Source organism: Pontibacter ummariensis (assembly GCF_900188175.1).
Lineage (GTDB): Bacteria > Bacteroidota > Bacteroidia > Cytophagales > Hymenobacteraceae > Pontibacter > Pontibacter ummariensis.
Genome location: NZ_FZOQ01000042.1, coordinates 1 through 20,436 on the forward strand (window position 1 = coordinate 1; position 20,436 = coordinate 20,436).

The window sequence follows — 20,436 nt, forward strand, 5'->3', positions numbered from 1 at the left end:
CAGCAAGCCTGTTCGAGGAACGTGTCGAAGGTGTCGTTGAGGGGGAAGTCTGCCGCGTTGCCGGGCAGGCCGGCCCAGAAGATCTGTGGCGCCCCGTGCGTCTCCATCCTGGGGGTAGCGTCGAGCTGGGCCATGGCCGAGGAGACGGCGTTGCGCAGCTCTTTTCCCTTGACCGGGTCCTCGGTCCAGGCCAGCACGTTGAAGTGCGCCTTCACCGGGAGCCGCTGCTGGCTGATGGCCTCGTTTAAGAAGTCTTGGGTGGCGTCGCGGGCGATGGCGTTCTCCCGGGAGTAGGCCGAGAGCGACTGCAGGCGCAGCCGTTTGCTTTCCAGCCGCTTGAGCGCCTGGGGCACGTCTCCTAGAAAAATATACTGGTTCAGGAGGTGGTTGCAGGGCAGGAGCTGCCCCAGGGGGGAAGCGAAGCCGGTGCTGCACTTGCTCCTATCGGTGGAGTACTTGTCGTAGTCAACGCGGGAGCCGCACAGGGCGGGCAGGTCCTCGGCGTCCGAGAGCGTGAAGAGCTGGCAGTGCTTTTGGCCGATGCGGATGCCGGTGTCCAGGTGAATGTCCTGCAAGAGGGGAGGACTGTTTTCGGGGAGCAGGCCGCAGTAGCGCTCCAGCAACCCCGCCCTGGAGGCGGTGCCGGTCAGCTCCTCGTCCGTGAGTTTCCTGAGCCGGGCAAAGCCGCTGTCAGAGAGCACGCGCTCAAACTGTCCCGCCTGGTCCAGGAACTCGGAATAAAGCCGCGGGTCGAGGACGTGCGTGGGGACGAGCGAGCGCCGGAGGAGGCTGGAGAAGAGCGAGGAGGCGGGTTTCCTGTCCTCCGGTTTTTTAGTGATCAAAATGTAACAGCTGTGCTCCCAGTAGGGCCGTTCGTGGAAGAAGCGCTCGCTGGCCCGGGACAGAAAGCCCATGCCCTCCCGGCTGTAGTCGGCCTGGTAGGCGGCCTCCACAAACCAGTCCTGCTTGTGGAAGACAGAGTGGCGGGGCAGCAGGCGGGTGGCGCGGACGAGGGCATGGTGAAAAGCCTCGTAGTCTTTGTCTGAAAGCGTGAAGATCTCCGGCAGCGTGGCTTCGTAAGCCAGCGTGACGTCTCCCTGCCGGGAGAGGATGGCCCCGTGCTCCACCTTGTAGACCGGCAGCAGTTTCTCGATGTCAGCGGCGGCTGTCATGGTTTTCCTCCTTTCGCTTTAAGTGCAGGAACAATTTCCTCGACCTTACACGCACGCAGCGGGGAACGCTGCGGCGGGCGAACCGCTTCAGGAGCCCGTACTGCCCATAAGTCCTGTCCAGGTGGTAGACGCCCATAAAGAGAGCACCGCCGGAGAGGAAGACCACAGTCACGCAAAGCAGCAGGTCCACACCAGCCAGGTAGAGCAGGGTGAAGCCCAGCAGCAGGGCCACCAGCCCCACGGCCAGGTAGCCGATGTACTGCGCCCGGAGCCCCTTGAACTCCATGGGCTTGTTGATGCCCTTGTTGATGCGGTAGACACTTGTCGCCATAAGTAGGGAGGGTTAGACGCCGAAGAAAGACTTGAGCACAGTGGCCACGATTACCAGAAAGATACAGCTGCCGAACCAGGCGGCGGCCACCTTGCCGGTATCGGGCTCCCCGCCGTTCCACTTCTGGTAGACCTTCACGGCGCCTACCAGCCCAACGACGGCGCCGATGGCGTACATCAGGCTCGTGCCGGTGTCGAAGTAGCCGCTGATCATGTCGGTGGCTTGCTGAATGCCGGCCTCGCCGTCACCTGTCTGTGCTTGTGCGGTTAAGGCAAGGGAGAGGATGAGAGCTACTGCCAGGTAGGAGTAGGTAGCGGCCTTGCGGCGTAGACGGGCTGTGGTAATGTGCATTTTCATTTGTGTAGGTTTTAGTTTTGAAGTGGGAGTTATGGTTATAAAAGATTAGTGTTGCGATGAGACTTGAGGCCAGAGGGGCTGTAGGTCAGTAAGGTCCAGGTTGAAAGCGAGCCTGTCTTTGCTCTGGTCAAGGAGAAAGCGATGCACAGTGTCCTTTTGAGAGGGGCTGGTAAAGACTCCGTATTTATCGGTCACTAGGCGCAGGAGCGAGAGAAACTCCTCCTTTTCTGCATGCGCCTCGGCAGCTACCTCCAGTAGGGGCTGTAGTTCCTGCAGGATATCCCCTATGACTGTATCAGCTGTTTCCCCTTCAGGCCGAGAGGAAAGTTGCGGCGCCACCTGGATGGCGGCTGCATCGGAGAGGAGAGATCCCGCCTCGGGGGAGGCGGGCCCCATGATGGACACCTGCGTGGGGTGTGGCCGATCTGCCTGCAGGTTTATCCGACTTGTTCCGCTTTTGAAAAAGTTCTTTATGTTCTTTCTGTAGAACAGGAACAGGACCACCAGGTAGTACAGCCCGAGGCCAGTGGCGGCGGCCAGCATGAATTGTTGCCAGGTAAAATGGGAAAGCATATCCTTCGTTTTTTTAACACTGCCACGCCATATGGCAGGTATGATGAAGGCAAAGATGGATAGGGCATTTGCCTGCTTTTCACAAGGCGTACCGTAGTTGGGAGATTTTTATGGATATGGAGCGGAAACCGGGAGCAAGGGGAGGAGGCGCAGTAGGGCACCTTGGTAAGTCTGTCACAGGAGGAGAGGGACCTTCAAAAGGCAAAATAAAAAAGTTAATTGTTGTTATAACCACTACTACTAAGGTGTGGGAATGTGGTAAAGTCCCTCCGGGATCTTTTCCATATTTCCACACCCTCTTTTAAAATAAGCTGCCAACCATTTACTAGATGCTTTTCTCAGCTTCCGTCCAGTTCATCCATGCGAGCTAGCAGCCGCTCGCGCATCAGGTCTAGGAATTTGGTGCGGCTATCCTTTTTGCGCTGGCGCACCTCCTGAAAGGTACGGTAAACGTTGCCTAGTTTCACCTGGAAAAATTCCTCTAGTTGCGTTGCGATTTCCACGACCCCAATGGTGCCGTTGTTGACTTGGCCCGATTCATACAGGGCATAGGCCAATTCTATCAGGTGTACTTTAGAGCCTGTCCAAGTCAGTTCTTTTCTGAGGCCTTGGCCATCTCCCGTTAGTTGCCCCAGTTCAAGATTGCTTAGACACTTGATCAGATGATCTCGCAGCAGTTCATTAGCGAGGATATGACCTGCCAAATAGTCGTAGTGGGTGGTGAACCTGGTATCTGTATCCATAGCAATGCTGGCGTGATGGAAAGGAAGGTCAAAGGAGGCACCCCGAACAAAGAGCTTGCTGTCCAAATAGGTAGCCTCTGAGCGCATGTACTGGTAGAAAGGCAAATGGCTCTCGAAGAAGACCCTGATAAGTAATAACTCCTTCTCATAATGTTTACGAATATCCTTCCGCGTTCCTGTTGGTTTCTTCAGTTCAAGGAGGGCCAGTTGGGAGTGGTAAATCAGCAGACAGGTGAACTTTGGCTTCACATGCTTAAAAAAGAGAATCTCCTCTTGCTCGTCTGGAAACACATGATGGACGACTAGTTGTTTTAGCTCCCGGATGGCTTCGTTGATGAGTTTTATCTTCGCATTATGGAGCTTTCCAGAGGAAATGGAAGAACTGGTTTCAAGGTCCCGTAAGTTTTGGACCAATTGTTCATAAAGTCTTTCTGCTTGGGATACCATATGCAATCATTAAGTTTATTTGTTTTACAGGAATAGTTTGACGCACTTCTTCAACTGGTTTCTGATTGTTGGTTACCGAAGGGCTTTGAATAGGAATGGTAACTTTATAGTTAGTTCGTATCGAACCGTCCTGTGCTCCTTGCTTATCTTACTGAATGCGTTTTGTCAGTTTGTTTGAGTGACCCGCTTAACTTGTCAGACTTGTTCTCCTCTCTTTAAATAAGTAGTTATACATATATTATATGTTTTATATTTCATATTTAATGAGTTGGTTGCATTAGAAAGAGGAATGCCAGCTTTTTTCTGTTAAGATGGAATATCTCTTTTGTTGCAAGATGTTGTAACACAGAAATATCTGTTTATTAATCCTTTCTCCTTGTACTCTTATTTATTTTCTCATAAGGTAGTGTGAAAAATCACATTGACTTTTTGATCATGGTGCTGATATCCTCTCTGATTCTGTTATAGTTCTCCTGTATGGTACCTGCGTTTAGCTCCCTGATAATAGGTATTGGCAAGTAAGATTTCTCTTCCTCTGCAATTGCCGAGTGGTCGTTTGTTATCGTGGCGTGAAAGGTCTTCAGCTCAACTCTGCATAGCGGGTCATCGGCCACCGTGCCTACGAACTCCCCGGAGGAAAGGGAGGCGATGGTGGCAGGGGGAATAGCCGCGTCCAGCTGCGTGGAACGGCTGACGGAGGTGTCACTGCTGTTAATGGAAACGCTTTCCCGCTGCTGCACAACCTTCCCGAACCGTTCCGAAAGTTGCCGGGCTGTTTCTCCTGATACCTGTCCGCTGATCACGTTACCTACGATATTCATTACTACTTCCGCCTGCTCCCGGCCATAGTCCTTCTTGAGCTGGCTGTAGTCCTGCACAGCAAGGGTGGTAGCCACCTTATTGGAGCGGGCCGTGGCAATGAGGCTGTCGATGCCGTTGAAATAGATTGTTGGGAACTCATCGAAGATGAGGCTACTTTTAAGCCGTCCTTTCTGGTTGACCAGTTTGATGGCCCTGGAGATATAAAGGGACAGCACAGCCCCGTACACCTGCTGTTTCTGCGGGTTGTTGCCCAGGGAGATCACTTTAGGGGATTCGGGGTTGTTGAGATCCAGGGTGAAGTCGTTGCCAGAGAGCACGTAATACAGTTGGGGGGAGGAGAGACGAGCCATGCTGATCTTAGCACTGGCTACCTGCCCCTCCAACTGCTCCATGGCCTCGTGCTCAAAGGCTGAGACGAACGGGTTTATGAGTACTTCTATCTCCGGTTCGGTGCGCAACACAGCAAACAGCTTCTCGTATTCCACCTGCATCAGTTCAATTACGTGTGGAAGCGTGCAGTATCGGCCTCCCTCGTATTTTCGAAGAAACCAGATGATGGCGGTGACAAAGTTGATAGGTGATTCCACGAAAAAATCTCCCTGCTTTTTGATCCACTCCCGGTTCAGCCCCAGCATGATCGTGCGTGAAGCCTCGGTAGCGTCGGTGATGTCGGTCATCGTGTGCGGGTCAAGGGGGTTACAGCGGTGTGAGCGGGAAAGGTCATCGAAGTTGATCAGGTAGAACTTGGGCCTTACCGGATAGCTGCCCGCGTGCCGAAGCAGGGCATTGTAGGCGATGCGGGTCAGGTCATCGTACTTAAAATCGTAGAGGAACATAGTGAAACCCTTGCGAATGTGCTGAGTAATCACGTGGCGGATGACGAAGTAGGACTTGCCGGACCCGGGAGTGCCGATGATAAGCAGGGCACGGAAGGGGTTAATGATGTTGATCCAGCTCTTCCTCTTTTTGCCTTTTAGTACGTAGTGTGCCGGCAGATTAACCGAGTACTCGTTCTCCAACAGGCGCTCTTCCTGTGGGAAGGACTGGTTTTCTTTGTTGAAGATATCCTGGCCGAGCGTAAGCCTGAGTAGCCGCGACAGGAGTGTGCCCCCCGAAAGGAGGAGCAGGTAGCCTATCCAGCACGTTGCCATATAGACGACAGCCAGGTACAGGGAACCCATCACAGTTAACAGGAGTTGACTGACGAAGTAGAGTAGCAGCCCCGGAAGCAGGCACGCAAGGGCTGTTCCGAGGTGTATCCGCTCGTCTTTTTTCCCTTTGGTTCCCAGCAGGGAAATGAGCAACAGGAGTAAAGCCCCTGCCTTCGCCATTAGGGGGTCCTGAAAAAGAGAAAGCTTCGCAACGTTGTGGATGATCTTATCTACGACAGGGGCGACTAGCCCCCATTCCCGGAAAGCGGCGTGACAACTTATATAGAAATGTAAGAGCAGGATAGTTAAACTGAGGAGCCTGGTGAAGTCCATAACCTGGCGCAGTCCCTGCTGGTTTTCTCCTGTGTTCATCTTCTGTGTTTTAGATTCAGTAATAGGGTTTGTTTACAGTCTGGGCCTTCTCCTACGCTTTTTCTTCCTGGTCTTGAGCGCATGGGGGAGGTAATCCCCCTGTTGCTCGGCTTTGAGCAGGTCCTTAACGATAGCCATGGAATCGATACGGAAGGCAACAGGCGTTGCAGGGACAGATAAAGGCTCCTGTTTGGAAGGACTTCTCCTTGCTGACTGACCCTGGCCTTGGCTTTCTCCTGCGCTTTTCTTTTTACTTTCGGAGAGACGCTCCAGAAGCGCTTTCGCGCTATAGGCCTTGCCCAGCTCGCTTCCGTTGAAGACTGCCCTGCGTCGGTGATCGATGAAGGTTACCCCGTAGGTCATCCCTTGGGCGTTCTCGCGGAAAAGAACCTGCACTTGCTGCTGATCCAGGAGACGGACCAATATATCCCTACTGATAGAAGGCTGCATATTGGTTACTCCGTCAATCGTTTTCTTAAGTACCTCCCGGTACAATTTCCGCGTTTGTTTGTTCTGTTCGAAGCGTTTCTCCAAACTTGCCAGAGTGGGCTTGCCCTGAATGGCACTGGCTTTAATTGGCACACCCACTTTTTGTCCTTTTCCGTCGATGATGCTATAAATCAGGCCACCCTTGCGGTGCATCCTCGATCCCTCACTTCCCCGATCGGCTGTTACTTTGAAGCTACGGAGGGCGGCGTTAAGCTCTGCCAAGGAAGTGTAATTATAGTCCCGGACTATTGTCGCGACTATGTTGGCGATAGTTTGCTTCGTCTCTGACTTTCCATACTGGGCTGCTATAAGTGGGACAGGCTTGAGGGGTAGCGAGGCTTCCTGCTTCTGCTTTTCTGCTATCAATAGTCCATACTCCAGTTCTATTGCCTTCCGGACTGGCTCTGACTTTTCCCGTCCAATGTTGTGGAGGTCTATCCGCTTCCCGGCAGGCTGAATGTTAGTGGTAACGATGTGCAGGTGGGGGTGCGCCGCGTCAAAATGCCGGTAGACCAGGTACGGCTGCCCTCCAAAGCCTACCCTTTCCATGTAGTCTGTGGCGATGCGCAGTAGCTCTTCTGGTCCAAGTTTCTCCTCCATGGCGAAGTTAAGGGAGATATGGACCGTATTGGTTCTGACCTGCGGGCTCTTCTCTTGCAGCCGCGTGAAACGTTCCAGCTTCTGCCTAAAGCTCAGCTCCTGTGGCTCGTTCAGGAAGCGGTGGGCCAGGAGCAGCTCTGCCTTTCCCTGGCTTACCTTGTGCTCGTTATAATGCAGGACACCTCTTATGTTTTTCCCGGTGATGATTTTGGCTACCATTTCCTGGCCAGTTGGGAGATGAGCGTGAGCAGCAGGTTTACCTTTTGCCCCACCTTCTGGTACTGCTCTAGGGCTTGGTGGGCCAGAAGTATCCGTTTGTGCCCCTGTACGCTTGCATTGAAATGGCGGGTGACTTGGTTGATGTTCACGCCAATGGCGCGCAATTCCTCCCGTATCCCGGCCAGCTCTTCGGTTATCCCGTCCTGAGTGGTGTCCTTGTAGAACAGCTTTATTTCCCGGGCCTCGAGTACACGGCGGATCACCTCCCCGATGGAATGGCAGTCGCTTTTCGCCCGGATGCCTTCCAGCCGTCTGTACTCACGCTCTGTAACCCTGAAAATAATAGGGTGAGAGAGTAGTTCATTTGCCTCTTCAGTTTTCTTCCTTGCCATGGCACAAAATAGGGTATGGGATAAACAGGCACCGAGCTCCGAGGTGTCCTAAGGTCTGGGCTGACCCGAGGGAGGAAGCCTTTTTGTATACAAAAATACATCTTGCTCGCTGCGCTAAACGGCAGCGTCTCAATTCTGTAGATTCTTCTGAACCATCAGAAGCAATGGTTGTAACTGCTAAATGAAACAGTCTTCGAATAACGATGCTATCAGGAGCAAAGAGCTGTAAAAGGAGTCGGTTTCCCTTCATGATTGACACTATTGAGGGACAAATCTTATTTATGTTCAGCCCTGCTTATCACAAGGCCTTCCCCAGTAGGGGAATTTTTTCTTTGATTATTTCCTCTTGATTAGTAGCTCTACCAGGAGAACATAGGGAAAACAGAAGCAGCCGCAAGCAGTAAATGCGGCAAAAGGATGGAGTTATTTAGGAGAAAAGCCTTTTCGCGCTAGTTCTTGAAAAGTTTCCCCCCTCCTGACCGCCTTGTGAAAACCGAAACCCTCCTCTACAAACCTTTGCGGCCAGACCAAAAACAAAAGACATGTTAGTGGAGATCATCACTAAGGAAGACCTGCAGCTTTTTCGCAGGCAGCTGCTCGAGGATCTGAGACAGCTTTTAGGTAGCAGACAAACACAGGCCCAGAAGCAAGTGCTTAAGTCGGCGGAAGTAAGGAAACTATTAAAGATTTCGCCGGCCACGCTGCAGACGTTGCGTATCAACGGCACGCTACCATTTGCCAAGATAGGCGGGACGATCTACTACCGCTACGAGGACATCGAACGGCTCATGGACGGGAAGGAGGCAAGGCCATGAACTACATCACCCACCTGACCAGCTTCTTTCAAAGAGTCTCCCGCGACTACCGGCTCAACCCTACGCACGTGAGCCTGTACATGGCCCTATTCCAGCAGTGGAACCTCATCAGGTTCCGCAACCCCATCTCCGTATGCCGCTCCGAGCTGATGCAGGTCTCCCGCATCAGCTCCCGGGTCACCTACCACAAGTGCATCAAGGAGCTGCACGCCTGGGGCTACGTCCACTACGATCCCTCCTACAACCACTTCCGCGGCAGCCTGGTCTATATGCTTGGATTTGAGGAGAAACAGGACAGGGAAGGTACACTTGAGCAGGCCGTTTTCTGTACCGGTGCTGTGCAGGTGGTGGACTCGGGCTGTATGGGAACTGAACGGGAGGTAGGCCCTTCTATAAACAGTATAAACAAAATAAACTTAACAAACAGTAGAAACGGGAGAGAACGCGCGCGCGATGAGGGTTCAGAATATGAACAGGTGGGAGTCCAAAAGGAGCGAAGAAAAGAAAAAGGTTGCGCCGAAAAAGAAAAGAAAGCGGCGGTGGAGCCACCGGGCCTGGAGGAGGTGCGTACCTTTTTCCTGGAGCGGGGCTACCGGGAGCTGGAGGCCTTCCGCTTCTTTCACCACTACAGCGCCAATGGGTGGATGCTGGGCCGGAGCCCGATGCAGGACTGGAAAGCTGGAGCCCGCAAGTGGATGCTCAACGAACTGAACCAAAACAGGGGAGAGGATGCAAGCGATCAGGGAAATCATCGGCCAGCACCTGCAGCAGGTGGTGCCGGAGCAAAAGACTACACCGAGCCCCTCTGAGGCTGTGGCGCAACCGGAGATGGAGAAGCAGACGTTTGACTTCGCGCGCTGCCTTGCCTTTCTGGAACGGAAGGGCAAGGAGCTGTACGGGGAGCATTTCAGGCTTCACGGGGAGGACTACCCGCTCCTGGAAAAGCTGGTGGCTTATGTATCGGGAGAGAGGGATAGGGCCGAGCGGCAAGGGTTAAATCTGCGGAAGGGCATCCTGCTTTCGGGTCCCATCGGCTGCGGCAAGACCAGCCTGATGACCCTGTTACGCCTGTTCCTCTCCCCGCAGGAGCGCTACCGGGTCAAGTCCTGCCGGGAGGTGAGCTTTGAGTTCCACAGGGAGGGCTATGAAGTCATCCAGCGCTACAGTCAGCCCCCGCCAGGCTCCCTCCTGAAGGCAAGCGCCTACCTCTTTGATGACCTGGGGACGGAGAGCAGCGGAAGGCACTACGGCAACACCTGCAATGTGATGGGGGAGGTACTCTTGAGCCGTTATGACCAGTTCGTTCTGCGGGGAGTAAAAACGCACCTAACCACCAACCTGACCAGCTCAGAGATAGAAAAGGCTTACGGCAGCAGGGTGAGGTCACGCATGCGGGAAATGTTCAATTTGATATGTTTTGATAAGGGAACGAAGGACAAGAGGTTATAAGGCAACTCTCCTCCCCTCCATTAAAAAGTAAGTTTCTAATTACAAAGGCTGTGCGAAGAGGCACTTGAGGACGGAACTACCAGCGACTTCAGGGAAAGCTACCCTCACTCCACCATTCTATTATAACTTAAGTGTTAAAAAAAACAGTGGAATAAGGAATATCTACTTTTGACAGTCCTAATAATGGTAGAGGCTCAACTTGTTACCAAAGTACCAGTTTTATCTTCATAATTTATCGATAGTTTTGTATGTAAACCTATAGAACAATCAGTAAATCCAGACCCACTAAAGGGCCTATTAAATAAGTGTAACAGGAGTTTTGAGTAAGAAAGCTAAAAATAAAGTGAAGGTAATGGTTAGTTCTACGGTCAACCATTTCAAGACTGAGCTGGAACAGCTTTGCTATACCTTACAAGGATACGGGTACCATGTACTGAATTCACACATCGGAACAATTTATTCTATACCAGGCAAGTCGCCAGAAGAATCCTGTTTAGCAGCAGTAGAGGAATGTGACTTTTTCTTTGGCATTATCTTGCCATTTTATGGTTCTGGCATTACGCATACTGAATTCAAAAGAGCCATAGCGGTAAACAAACCGAGAGGGTTCCTGGCACACCATGACGTAGCTTTTTCCCGGCAGCTTTTGAAGCAGTTCATGTATGATCAGAGTGGTGACAGAAATGGCTTTACCCTTATCAAAAAGACGCCTGTTATGGATGATTTAGGAGTAATAGACATGTATAATGAAGCTGTTGGAGATGGCCAACCTCTTAATAAACGTTTGTGGGCTCAGGAGTTCTACAAGTACTCTTTAGATGGGGCTCCTTTCGTAGACACGCAGTTCAATAATATAGAAAGATTTTGGGCTGACCTCGAGAAACTTAAAGCGTTAAAATGAAAGAGAACCAATTCATGAAGGATTTGATCAATATGGGGGAAACCGAGCAGGTTGAATTCAAGGAGTCTGTTCGAAAAGAGGAGCTGGCAAAGGTCCTTTGCAGCTTTCTGAATGGTAGAGGTGGGCGTGTACTGGTTGGGGTAAGGGACAATGGTGACATAGTTGGTATAGCAAATGCTGACAAGAATCTTGAGCAGCTAAGGTCTTACCTGCTTTCTGCCATTGTGCCGGAGGCTCCGGTTACCCTTAGTGTTGAAAAAGCTGAGGGTAAAGACTTACTAGTGCTAAAGGTTTATGGTGGATCAAAGCAGCCCTACCTTTTTGATGGGAATATATTCTATCGTAAAGGACTGTCCACAGTTAAAGCAACATCACAGCAAATATCTGAATTGATTCATAATCGACAGAAGGCTGAATTACATTGGGAGCGGCAGTTAGCTTTGGGGGTAGAACTAGAAGATCTTGATCAGAAGCTTATTTTAAGTACTATAAAAGAATCTGTTGAGAATCACAGGGGTAACTTTTTAGAGTCCAATGTTATAGACTTTTTGTCTCATTATGGGTTGGTTCAGAATGGCTCTTTTACAAATGCCTGTGTCGTACTATTTGCTAAAAATCCGTCAAAATTCTTGCCTCAGGCTAGGGTCAGGTTAACTGAATACGGAGAAGGTAAAACGGGTAGATCCCTTTTAAGAGATGAAGTTTTAGAAGGTAACTTATTTATCATCCAAGACAGGCTTGAGCGATATATCAATAGCTTAGGCATTCGAAGTGTTTTTGATAATAACCAATGGAAACGGCTAGACTTTAAATTCCCTGTTAAGGCATTACAGGAGGGGATTATTAATGCTCTGATGCACAGGGATTACAAAAGTTCCTCAAGTGGGGTATCGATCAGTGTATATTCAGACAGTTTTGTGATATCCAATAGTGGTCACCTACCTGATGAACTAACAGTAAGTGAGTTGAAAAAGTCCCATCGTTCTCATCCTGTAAACCCTGATATAGCCCACATTGTCTTTCTTAGAGGACTAATTGATAAGCTTGGCAGAGGAACTTTGAAAGTTGTTGAAGAGTGTCGTGCAGCAGGTTTAAAAGATCCTGTTTGGAAAGATAATCATGATGGAGTTATGCTTACCTTTTATGGTCCTAAGGCACTAGCACCAAAGAGAGACACAAATAAAGATGATGGTGTAAATGATGGTGTAAATGATGGTCTAATTGATGGTGTAAATGAAATGATTGATCATGGTGTAAATGATGGTTTAATTGATGGTGTAAATGATGGAGTTAGATCTGAACTAGTCAGGCTAACAGCACTAGTTCTAAAAAACAGAGGAACAAATGCTTTAGATATAGCAACAAGAAGAGGTAAATCTAAATCAACAATTGAAAGGTATCTTAGGATAGCAAAAGAATTAGGAATAATAGAGTTTAAGGGTGCGCCTAAAACAGGCGGGTACTTTTTAACTAAGAAAATGAGAGATAAATTAGATGATAACAGGGCTCAAGGCGTGAAAGATTAGATATATTAAACATTTGGTTGTGGTCTATAATGTATGATGGTTTCTATAGTAAAATATTAGCTTCATAGCATTGTAGTGGTTCTGCTCTTTTTTGGAGAAGCAGGCTGTCTTTCTGACGATCCTTCTGTTTCTGGTTCTCAGGCACAGGTTCACCCCTTCGATGTTTCTGGTGTAGGCCTTTCCCACCAGGTGCCTTTCTTCCGGCAGCACTTTGGCGAAGGCCGGCCAGTCATCGGTGCAGAACAGGTCTATGGTGAGCGTCTGCAGCTGCCTGTAGAGCCTGTTGACCGTGCGCTGGCTTCGATTTCCCCAGCTCCAGGCCAGCACCTCGTCTGTCTCCGGGGCATAGGCGTAAAAGAGCCACCGTTTGCGTTTCTTTCGCTGCCCCACGAAAGTCCACACCTCGTCTAGCTGCACCTGTCGGTACTGCTGGCGGCTTGGCCGGACCTGGCAGCTTTCAGCCTTCTGGTTTAGCCACCGGAGCACTGTCTGCCGGTGCCCCCCCGTTACCTGTTCAATGTCGCGTATGCCGGAGTTGCGGACCAGCAACCGGAGCACCAGTGCCTTTACCGCAGGTCTGCAGCCCGGCTTCTGGTAAAAGAACTGGAACTGCTTGCCGCAGGAACGGCACAGAAAGTTCTGCTTGCCCGTGCGCTTTACGCCATTTTTCACTACTTTCAAACTGTGGCAGTAGGGGCAGTTGACCTGGATAGTTATCTCGCACATAACTTCCAACAAACACCCTTGCTGCCATACCTATTCCCTCATCATACATTCTAGACAACTACCAGAGAAAGAACGTTTGTAGAGGTGCTTTGGAGTACCAGCATTCTCTCATTGACCAGCTGTGTTATCCTAAGCAGTGTCTGATGTCTGGTGGAGTATTCTGCCGAAGCGGCACTTGTCCGCATGTCTCTCACTTCTGCAATATTCCGGTCATAGTTCTGAGCAAAGACGTTATTTTGTGCGGTGCCGTAATATACGTAGGCAATCTACAGATATTGACAACGCTTATTCTATGTCCTCTAGAGGAGTACTACCTGTGGTACTTTGTTTCTTATCTAAAAATAGGTGCTGGTTGTTGTTGAGCATTTGCCGCATGGAAAAATCACACCTCAGCAATGCGTGTTTCAGTGTAATTTTAAAATCGAACATGATTTTGGTAAAGAAGTTTTCGAATTATTTGAAGAGGTGGAAGAGTACATTAAAGCGATAAAGAATTGTTGCGACTTGTGTGCTGAGTCCGACAGTTCTGAAACATTTCAAACTGATTTAAAAGAATTATTTAATAAAGTAGGTTTTGATTAAGAGTTTGATAAAGTGATTTAATATGTAAGCCTATTTGACAATAGGAGCTGGGAGATGTATAACATTAGTAGACCTAATTTTTCCCACATATTTCACCTTTTCTAAATTAATTAAAAGTCAAAACCACTGAAAAACTTCTAAATTACATCCCAAGTAATAGGGAATTAGCCTCCTTAATTGAAAAGTTTAGGTCTACTTTTGAAGAGGACTTCAACAACTCATATTATGTAGACCTAAGTATAATCACAATGGGTAATGTACATTAAAGTGCGCCGCGTACCAACCAATGACAACAAGCTAACAGATAAACAGGTGGATTTTGGATATTTTTCATTAGAGAATCAAAGGAAAAGAAATGAGGAGAATATAAAGCGGGAGAAGGATAAGAAATGTTTCAAGAATCTGCTAAAAGATCCAAATTTTAAAATTCAACCCAAATGGCATTTGTCAAAAAATGATATAGACTTATCACATTTAAAAGGTGAATGTCATACTGATTTAAAATCTAGTAGTGACTATAATTTATATGAAATCGAAAGAACAGAACTATTTAGAATACTAGATAGCAGTTATTTATCTACTTATACAAAGGAGAAAATCTGGAAAAGTCATGAGGATAATAAAATTACAGAAGTTTTAGTAAACTGGCAGAGTGCGGTTAATTTAATTCCACCTGTTCTTATTTTAAACTCAAACGAAGATAAATTACTTATTCAAGATGGAAAGCATAGGTTTGCTGTTGCTAATTATTTTGAAGCGAAAGATGTTCCTATAATAATTCTAAATACAATAGAAAAACGTTTTCTTGAATTAGCTGATAGTAACAAACTTAAGAAACTTTCATAATAGGTGTAATACATGTAGTTACACCAGTTTGACAAGTCGTAACCAGCATCAATAACTAAAAAGTTATTACCTCCTGGAATGAATAACTTATGCATTGTGTAAACAGCCCAAAAAAGCCTGGCACAAGAGCTGTTTTTTTTATGGGCTGTAAAAGCTTTAATGTATAGCATATCTCGTCAGTCCATTTGCGTCTAACTGATTATACAAGGTTGACCTTAATGTAAATGTGAACTCATATCTTTGAGAGTATAGGCGGTCAGGCCTAAGAGGATCTGTACCAACGCGTTGATGGGGTTCCTGTGGCGGGAGTTGTCGATATCGCAGACGCTCATTAGGATATCGTTGACGGCCTCTATACCCCCTCTCTTCATCAGGTTGAGTTGTCCTGTAGCGTAAGGAGCATGCTGTTCATGTTCCTCCTTATCTTGTCCACCAGGTGCAGGCGAGCACCCAGACCAATGTGCAGTCTTCCGGGCCATCTTAGCTGCTTCCGGCGCACCTCATGCAACGTCTGGCAACTACATGTGCACTGTAGAATGAGCTAAACTGCGCCACGAGCAGAGGATATCTTTCGGGGAGCAGAAATTTTTAAACTAAATATTTATATATGAGTATATGGATATACGGCATAGCTAAGTGATTGAGGGGCGGCAGACGTGTTTGTGCCAATACTCATTTGACACTGTCAAATGAGCTGTTGCCTGTGTTACAGTTACAGGAAACGGTGCGAGGGTAAAAGCAATAAGGAAAAGAATGGTTTTCCTTGCCCCGTTGGGCTAGTTGATTGCTCCCTTAGTTTCATTGGGTAGGCAACCGATTCGCGGGGGCTCCCGCGTGTTTGGGACTGGCAATAAGAGTTACGAAGACAATCTTATACTATAAAAGGAAAGACGCACAGACATGAGAACGCTTTACCTGTTTACCTTGCTTTGCTTTTGTTTTCTGACCCGGCTGTCGGCACAGACATCCGAACAACCTGCGCCCCTAAACCCCAGCCTGGACCGGGTCTTCCCTCCCCCGCCCAACGCGGCTGCTTTGGGCAAGTTCGGTAGCGTACCGGTGGGGCTTTCCACCGGGATACCCAGTGTGGGCGTTCCCCTGTACACCTATGAGAACAAGGCCACGGGGTTGAGCCTTTCTGTGACACTGGACTACCACGCTGGCGGCGTCCGGGTGGACGAAGTCGCATCCAGTGTGGGCATAGGCTGGGCGCTCAGCGCCGGGGGCGTGGTGTCGAGGACGATGAGGGGCATCTATGACGAGATGGAGGGAGTAGGGTTCATTAACTCAGGTCCCCTGCCGCAGAGCGAGGAGGCAGGGAACGCCCCCTATGATGTCTCCGCCAGGCCCTTTAACGACATGAATGCATGGATGCTGGACAGCCAGAACGACATCTTCAGCTTTAACTTTAACGGCCGCAGCGGGAAGTTTTTGTACGGGAAGAACGGTGACTTTTTAATGGTTAATCAACAGAAGCTCAAGGTGGAAAACGAAACAGAGGAGATTAACGGGAGGCCTATGATCGGCAAGTTTACAATCACCGATGAGCTGGGGTACAGGTATATCTTCGACGCGGAAGAGGTTACCACTAACCGCTCTATGGCTCCCAACCCCTCCGTCTACACTACTTCCTGGTATCTGACGAAGATTCTCACACCCTCCGGAAAGGACTCCATCGTGCTGAGCTATGATAACCTGAGCTACACTTACTTGGTGGGAAGGAGCGAGTCTGAGACTGTTCCGTATCCGGGCGTGTCTTCTACCTCATTGTTGCCGGAACGCGGCTACTCGGCGGCGGCGTCAGAGCACAGCGTTCAGGGAAAAAGACTAAGGGCGATTGCTTTCCCTGACGGGGTTAGCATAACCTTTGACTATGACCAGGCGGAGCGCATTGACCTGCCGGGGGATCACTTACTTAAGAAGATTACCATCAGCAACGCTAACAACAGAAGGGGGTATAGGCTAACGCAGGACTATTCCCTTAACAGGGCAACCTTAAAGGGGGTTGCTCCCTTTGCGGGAGCAGCAGAAGTTGAGGAACCCGGCTATGAGTTTACCTATGGCACTCCCCTGCCCGACAGGCTTAGTGACCAGCAGGACCATTGGGGGTTTTACAACAGCAACACCGGTAGCTTGATTCCGCATGAGATCATACCTGTCTCAGGGGGAGGGAGTCTGGGGAATTACCACGAACTGGGTACCGGGAGCAGGGACACAGACCCGAACAGGTGCAAGGCCGGGGCCTTAACGCGGATAAAGTACCCCACTGGCGGGTACACCGACTTTGAAATGGAGGCAAACCAGGCCTTAGACCCGCGGCTGGGCCAGGAGATCACTTACTCTAAGGAGAAGTATTCCAGGGAGGGCAACACAACAGTTTACTGTACCTCCTCAATTCCCACCGACACCACTTTCGTCTTTGAGGGAGACCCGGGCTCGAAAACAAGTTTCACTGTCCGTATTCCCTCTGTTTCAAGCACTCCTTGCGATGCGGGTGCCCCCTCCTGTAAGGTTGTCCTGGAAGTTAAAAGCCCGGACGGCACGTTGTTGAACCGGCTGGAGTACGATCCCCCAATAGGGTCCTACTCTCCGGAGCACAGTTTTGAGATGTACGACCTTGTTCCGGGTACCGAGTACACCGTCACCTCCTCGACAGTGGGTATGTCCGAGGGATACATAGCGTATATAGACTTTAGGTGGGTTGAGACGAGAGTAGATAACCCCGTGGTGGAGACGGGCACAGCAGGTCACCGGCAGCTGTACGTTGGGGGCCTAAGGGTCAGGAGAATCTCGGACTACAGTGACGGGGCAAGCACGCCCTCCCTGGTCAGGGAGTATGAGTACACGATGGCAGACGGCTCATCCTCAGGCACGCTTGGGATATACCCTGTCTATTCCACACCTGTGTACTATGAGTCACGGACCGATAGTTGGGAGTATCCGGATGCTGTCGAAACTTACAACGGGCAAACTGCGCCCAACTACATATCCAGAAGCAGTTCGACGGTTTACCCGCTTGCTTACTCGAATGGCAGCCCGGTGGCTTACAAGCGGGTCGTGGAGAAGAAGCTTGGCAACGGGACGCACCTGGGAAGGACAGAGCGTTACTTTAAGAGCTTTGACCAGGTGCCTGCTGTGATTACCAAGCCTTTCCCCTTTACTCCACCAGAGTATAAGGAGTGGGGCAACGGGTTACTGGACAGCGTCCTATACTATAATCAGGACGGTGCTCTGGTCAAGAAGGAAACCAACGATTATAAGTTTTACATAGATGACTATTGGCAGGACTCGGCCCGTCTGGAGAGCTTCCGGTCGGTTTCGATCGCGCCGGTAAAGTACCTTTATGATCCCGACGACCCTTCGGTTGATGATCCGGATGCTGACCCGGTTGTTCCGTGCTGGATTTACCCGCGCTACTTCAAGGCTGAGTTTTTTACGCCTCAGGCGGGAAGGACGGAACTCATTGGTACCACTACCTATAACTATGACAGCTCCGGGGGCGTGATAGCGGCGGCGAAGACCTACAACTATGATCCTTACTTCCTTTATCTAAAGTCGAGCACCCTCCAAAGTAGCACAGGGGAGGTGCTTGCAAGAAGCTTGAGCTACCCGAAGGACATGGTGGATGAAGGGAGGGATCCTAATGGAGTGTACCAGGAGATGGTCACCCGCAATATACTAAGCCCGGTAGTCGAGGAGGTAGAGAAAGCTGGGGGCACCTTCCTGAGCCTGGTTCGTAAAAAATTCTTCAATCCTGGCCAAGGCGTGTATGTCCCTCAATCAGTCGAAACCCAAACTCACAACGGCTCCTTAGAAGCCAGGCTAAGGTACCACTTGTATGATGACCGGGGCAAAGCCTTAACGGTGTCTAAAGACGAGGGTGTTCCCTTGAACTACCTCTGGGGCTACAATCATAGTCTTCCTGTCGCAGAGGTTAAGAACGCCTCCTACGCAGAGGTGGAGGCGGCCTTAGGCGGGGCTGCGGCCGTGGAGGCCCTGGCTGCCAGCACAGAGCCTAGCCAGGCCCAGTTGGGGGCCCTCAATGCCCTGCGCGAGCAGCTGCCAAACGCAATAGTCACCACCTACACCTATGATCCTTTGGTGGGGATGACCTCCTCGACAGACGCAAATAACCGCACGACCTTCTACGAGTACGACTCCTTCGGCAGGCTGAAGGCCGTCAGGGACCACGATATGAACGTGCTCAAGACCTACGAGTACCACTACGCCGGGCAGTAGCCCCGACAACCTACAAGGGCCCTTTCCCACCCTTAAACCAGGCACGCCGTTACCCGTGCCCGGGGCACTGCGTGCCCGCCAAAACGAAAGCTCACCAAAGAAACAGGTTAGACATGAAAGACCTTTATGCTTCTCCCGCAGCCTTGCCTTCACAGTTAAAGAACGGGGCCAGGTGCCTGCAAGGGCTGCTTGCCCGCATGGCCCTGCTACTAGCCCTGGGGGGGCTCCTCCTCCAGCAGGCGCAGGCGGCTGTGCCCCCTCGACTGGAGCAGCCGGTCAGGTCGGCTGAGAGTGACTCTCTCGAGGCCGTGCTTGCCCGGCTGCGTGTCCAGCACCTGCTTGCCCTGGAGGGTCGGCAGTACGGCCAGGACAGGGACCGGGAGCGGAGGGAGTGGCTGAGCGCCTACCGGGCCTACACCTTGGAGCGGGACGCCCTCATCGAAGCCCACTACGCCCGCCAGGGGAAGGAAACCAAGCAGCAGCAATCGTCCGATGGCTCCCTCTCCCTGCAGAGCGTGAGCGGCTTTGACCTGGTGCCGGACTCGGTGGAGCTAAGGGCCCTGCGGGACCTGTACAGCAGCACCGGCGGGGAAGGCTGGACTCACAGCACCAATTGGCTGACGGGCACCACCAGCGCCGACTTCGACACCTGGTACGGGGTCACCGTCACCAACGGGGACGTGACAGCCATCATACTCAGCAGGAACGCGCTGGGCGACACGATTCCCTCCTCCCTGGGCGAGCTGTCGATGCTGTCCTACCTCCACTTAAACGGCAACAGGCTCTCGGGCCCGGTCCCGGAGTGCCTGCGGAGCCTACCGGAGCTACAGAACCTCTACCTGGGCCAGAACAGCTTCTCGGGCCCCCTGCCTCTATGGCTGGGCCAGCTAAGCAAGCTGCAGGTGCTCTCCCTGCACGACAATGCCCTGACAGGGGGCATCCCGGAGTCGCTGGGCAACCTGGCTGCCCTGACTTCACTGAACTTAGACGGTAACAGGCTGAGCGGCGGGATCCCGGCCGCACTGGGGCGGCTGACCAACCTGCTCTCCCTCTACCTGAGCTTCAACAGCCTCACGGGCCCGATCCCCGACTCACTGGCCAACCTGACAAGGCTGCAGCACCTGGACTTCTACAGAAACGACCTCGGCGGAGAGGTGCCGGACTGGCTGGGTGATTTTAGCGACCTGGAGACGCTCAAGCTTCGTAGCTGCGGGTTGAGCGGCCCGATCCCGGCCTCGCTGGGCAACCTGAGCAAGCTCTACTACCTTAGTCTCCGTGGCAACGGCCTGACAGGAGGCATCCCGGAGTCGCTGGGCAACCTGGCAAGCATGCGGAACCTCTACCTGTCAGACAACAGCCTGAGCGGCCCTGTGCCTGGCTCCCTGGCGGCCCTGGCGGTCCTGGAGAACCTTGACCTTTTCACGAATAAGCTGGAGGGGGGGCTGCCGGACTTCAGCGCCTCCCCCAACCGCTCCAGCCTCAATCTGCGGGTGCAGGGCAACCGGCTGGGCTTTGGGGTCATCGAGCCCAACATGACGGGGGCGGGCACCAGCGCCATCGGCACCTTCACCTACAGCCCCCAGGACGATATCCCCGCCCCGGACACGCTGGGGTTCACCGCGGGCCAGCCCCTGGAGCTCAGGGCTGTGACGGGGGGGACCCGGAACCTCTACCAGTGGCAGCG

The 20,436-nt window shown here is 51.2% G+C and carries 18 protein-coding genes and 1 pseudogene; 9 read left to right on the top strand and 10 right to left on the bottom strand.

Annotation, left to right across the window (positions count from 1 at the left end):
• From CHB92_RS24320 to CHB92_RS24355, 8 genes are all read right to left on the bottom strand, one after another.
• The coding region (locus CHB92_RS24320) for a TraG family conjugative transposon ATPase (RefSeq protein ID WP_144266391.1) at positions 1 to 1,172 on the bottom strand (1,172 nt) is incomplete at its 3' end.
• On the bottom strand, positions 1,156 to 1,503 hold the full coding sequence (locus CHB92_RS24325) for a DUF4133 domain-containing protein (RefSeq protein ID WP_089321843.1): 348 nt from the start codon (positions 1,501 to 1,503) through the stop codon (positions 1,156 to 1,158). The genes CHB92_RS24320 and CHB92_RS24325, both read right to left, overlap by 17 nt.
• A 12-nt stretch (positions 1,504 to 1,515) precedes the next feature.
• Entirely contained in the window at positions 1,516 to 1,860 is a 345-nt protein-coding gene (locus CHB92_RS24330) for a DUF4134 domain-containing protein (RefSeq protein WP_394341154.1), read from the bottom strand.
• Between the two features lie 45 nt (positions 1,861 to 1,905).
• Positions 1,906 to 2,433, bottom strand: a complete 528-nt coding sequence (locus CHB92_RS24335; protein ID WP_089321844.1) for a hypothetical protein — start codon at positions 2,431 to 2,433, stop codon at positions 1,906 to 1,908.
• A 338-nt stretch (positions 2,434 to 2,771) separates the two neighbouring features.
• A complete protein-coding gene (locus CHB92_RS24340) occupies positions 2,772 to 3,590 on the bottom strand; it encodes an RteC domain-containing protein (RefSeq protein ID WP_179223153.1) in 819 nt (272 codons plus the stop codon).
• 449 nt (positions 3,591 to 4,039) lie between these two features.
• Entirely contained in the window at positions 4,040 to 5,968 is a 1,929-nt protein-coding gene (gene mobC / locus CHB92_RS24345) for a conjugal transfer protein MobC (protein WP_089321846.1), read from the bottom strand.
• A gap of 33 nt (positions 5,969 to 6,001) precedes the next feature.
• The gene (locus CHB92_RS24350; protein ID WP_089321847.1) at positions 6,002 to 7,276 is read right to left on the bottom strand and encodes a relaxase/mobilization nuclease domain-containing protein; all 1,275 of its coding nucleotides are present in this window, start codon (positions 7,274 to 7,276) and stop codon (positions 6,002 to 6,004) included.
• Positions 7,270 to 7,668 (bottom strand): plasmid mobilization protein, encoded by a 399-nt coding sequence (locus CHB92_RS24355; RefSeq protein ID WP_089321848.1) that lies wholly within the window; start codon positions 7,666 to 7,668, stop codon positions 7,270 to 7,272. The genes CHB92_RS24350 and CHB92_RS24355 overlap by 7 nt, the downstream gene beginning before the upstream one ends.
• A gap of 542 nt (positions 7,669 to 8,210) precedes the next feature.
• Between CHB92_RS24355 and CHB92_RS24360 the strand changes: the two genes are divergently transcribed.
• The 5 genes from CHB92_RS24360 to CHB92_RS24380 all read left to right on the top strand — a co-directional run bounded on the left by CHB92_RS24360 (position 8,211) and on the right by CHB92_RS24380 (position 12,359).
• Complete coding sequence (locus CHB92_RS24360) at positions 8,211 to 8,483, top strand: helix-turn-helix domain-containing protein (RefSeq protein WP_089321849.1); 273 nt, start codon at positions 8,211 to 8,213, stop codon at positions 8,481 to 8,483.
• Positions 8,480 to 9,292 carry a hypothetical protein gene (locus CHB92_RS24365; RefSeq protein ID WP_089321850.1) on the top strand — a complete coding sequence of 271 codons (813 nt, stop codon included), beginning with the start codon at positions 8,480 to 8,482 and terminating at the stop codon, positions 9,290 to 9,292. Before CHB92_RS24360 ends, CHB92_RS24365 begins: the two co-directional genes overlap by 4 nt.
• Positions 9,213 to 9,932: a P-loop NTPase family protein gene (locus CHB92_RS24370; protein ID WP_245842888.1), complete on the top strand. Its 720-nt coding sequence runs from the start codon at positions 9,213 to 9,215 to the stop codon at positions 9,930 to 9,932. The genes CHB92_RS24365 and CHB92_RS24370 overlap by 80 nt, the downstream gene beginning before the upstream one ends.
• A 319-nt stretch (positions 9,933 to 10,251) precedes the next feature.
• Positions 10,252 to 10,833 (top strand): DUF4062 domain-containing protein, encoded by a 582-nt coding sequence (locus CHB92_RS24375; protein WP_089321851.1) that lies wholly within the window; start codon positions 10,252 to 10,254, stop codon positions 10,831 to 10,833.
• Complete coding sequence (locus tag CHB92_RS24380) at positions 10,830 to 12,359, top strand: RNA-binding domain-containing protein (protein WP_089321852.1); 1,530 nt, start codon at positions 10,830 to 10,832, stop codon at positions 12,357 to 12,359. The genes CHB92_RS24375 and CHB92_RS24380 overlap by 4 nt, the downstream gene beginning before the upstream one ends.
• Before the next feature lie 24 nt (positions 12,360 to 12,383).
• On the opposite strand, the gene CHB92_RS24385 is transcribed toward CHB92_RS24380, so the two are convergent.
• A complete protein-coding gene (locus CHB92_RS24385; RefSeq protein ID WP_089321853.1) occupies positions 12,384 to 13,085 on the bottom strand; it encodes an IS1 family transposase in 702 nt (233 codons plus the stop codon).
• A 345-nt stretch (positions 13,086 to 13,430) separates the two neighbouring features.
• Here CHB92_RS24385 and CHB92_RS24390 point away from each other — a divergent pair, with 345 nt between their 5' ends.
• Complete coding sequence (locus tag CHB92_RS24390) at positions 13,431 to 13,667, top strand: hypothetical protein (protein WP_089321854.1); 237 nt, start codon at positions 13,431 to 13,433, stop codon at positions 13,665 to 13,667.
• Between the two features lie 255 nt (positions 13,668 to 13,922).
• Entirely contained in the window at positions 13,923 to 14,513 is a 591-nt protein-coding gene (locus CHB92_RS24395) for a ParB N-terminal domain-containing protein (protein ID WP_089321855.1), read from the top strand.
• A 215-nt stretch (positions 14,514 to 14,728) separates the two neighbouring features.
• On the opposite strand, the pseudogene CHB92_RS26585 reads toward CHB92_RS24395, so the two are convergent.
• Positions 14,729 to 14,955, bottom strand: a pseudogene (locus CHB92_RS26585) (transposase); the annotation flags it as partial.
• Between the two features lie 458 nt (positions 14,956 to 15,413).
• Here CHB92_RS26585 and CHB92_RS24405 point away from each other — a divergent pair.
• The gene (locus CHB92_RS24405) at positions 15,414 to 18,752 is read left to right on the top strand and encodes an RHS repeat domain-containing protein (protein ID WP_089321857.1); all 3,339 of its coding nucleotides are present in this window, start codon (positions 15,414 to 15,416) and stop codon (positions 18,750 to 18,752) included.
• 113 nt (positions 18,753 to 18,865) lie between these two features.
• Positions 18,866 to 20,436, top strand: a 1,571-nt coding sequence (locus tag CHB92_RS24410) for a leucine-rich repeat domain-containing protein (protein WP_089321858.1), incomplete at its 3' end; no start/stop codon positions are given.

Coding starts and splice junctions, on each gene's coding strand:
- CHB92_RS24325 (WP_089321843.1), bottom strand. CDS start 1,503: ATGGCGACAAGTGTCTACCGCATCAACAAGGGCATCAACAAGCCCATG.
- CHB92_RS24330 (WP_394341154.1), bottom strand. CDS start 1,860: ATGAAAATGCACATTACCACAGCCCGTCTACGCCGCAAGGCCGCTACC.
- CHB92_RS24335 (WP_089321844.1), bottom strand. CDS start 2,433: ATGCTTTCCCATTTTACCTGGCAACAATTCATGCTGGCCGCCGCCACT.
- mobC (WP_089321846.1), bottom strand. CDS start 5,968: ATGAACACAGGAGAAAACCAGCAGGGACTGCGCCAGGTTATGGACTTC.
- CHB92_RS24350 (WP_089321847.1), bottom strand. CDS start 7,276: ATGGTAGCCAAAATCATCACCGGGAAAAACATAAGAGGTGTCCTGCAT.
- CHB92_RS24355 (WP_089321848.1), bottom strand. CDS start 7,668: ATGGCAAGGAAGAAAACTGAAGAGGCAAATGAACTACTCTCTCACCCT.
- CHB92_RS24360 (WP_089321849.1), top strand. CDS start 8,211: ATGTTAGTGGAGATCATCACTAAGGAAGACCTGCAGCTTTTTCGCAGG.
- CHB92_RS24365 (WP_089321850.1), top strand. CDS start 8,480: ATGAACTACATCACCCACCTGACCAGCTTCTTTCAAAGAGTCTCCCGC.
- CHB92_RS24370 (WP_245842888.1), top strand. CDS start 9,213: ATGCAAGCGATCAGGGAAATCATCGGCCAGCACCTGCAGCAGGTGGTG.
- CHB92_RS24380 (WP_089321852.1), top strand. CDS start 10,830: ATGAAAGAGAACCAATTCATGAAGGATTTGATCAATATGGGGGAAACC.
- CHB92_RS24385 (WP_089321853.1), bottom strand. CDS start 13,085: ATGTGCGAGATAACTATCCAGGTCAACTGCCCCTACTGCCACAGTTTG.
- CHB92_RS24395 (WP_089321855.1), top strand. CDS start 13,923: ATGTACATTAAAGTGCGCCGCGTACCAACCAATGACAACAAGCTAACA.
- CHB92_RS24405 (WP_089321857.1), top strand. CDS start 15,414: ATGAGAACGCTTTACCTGTTTACCTTGCTTTGCTTTTGTTTTCTGACC.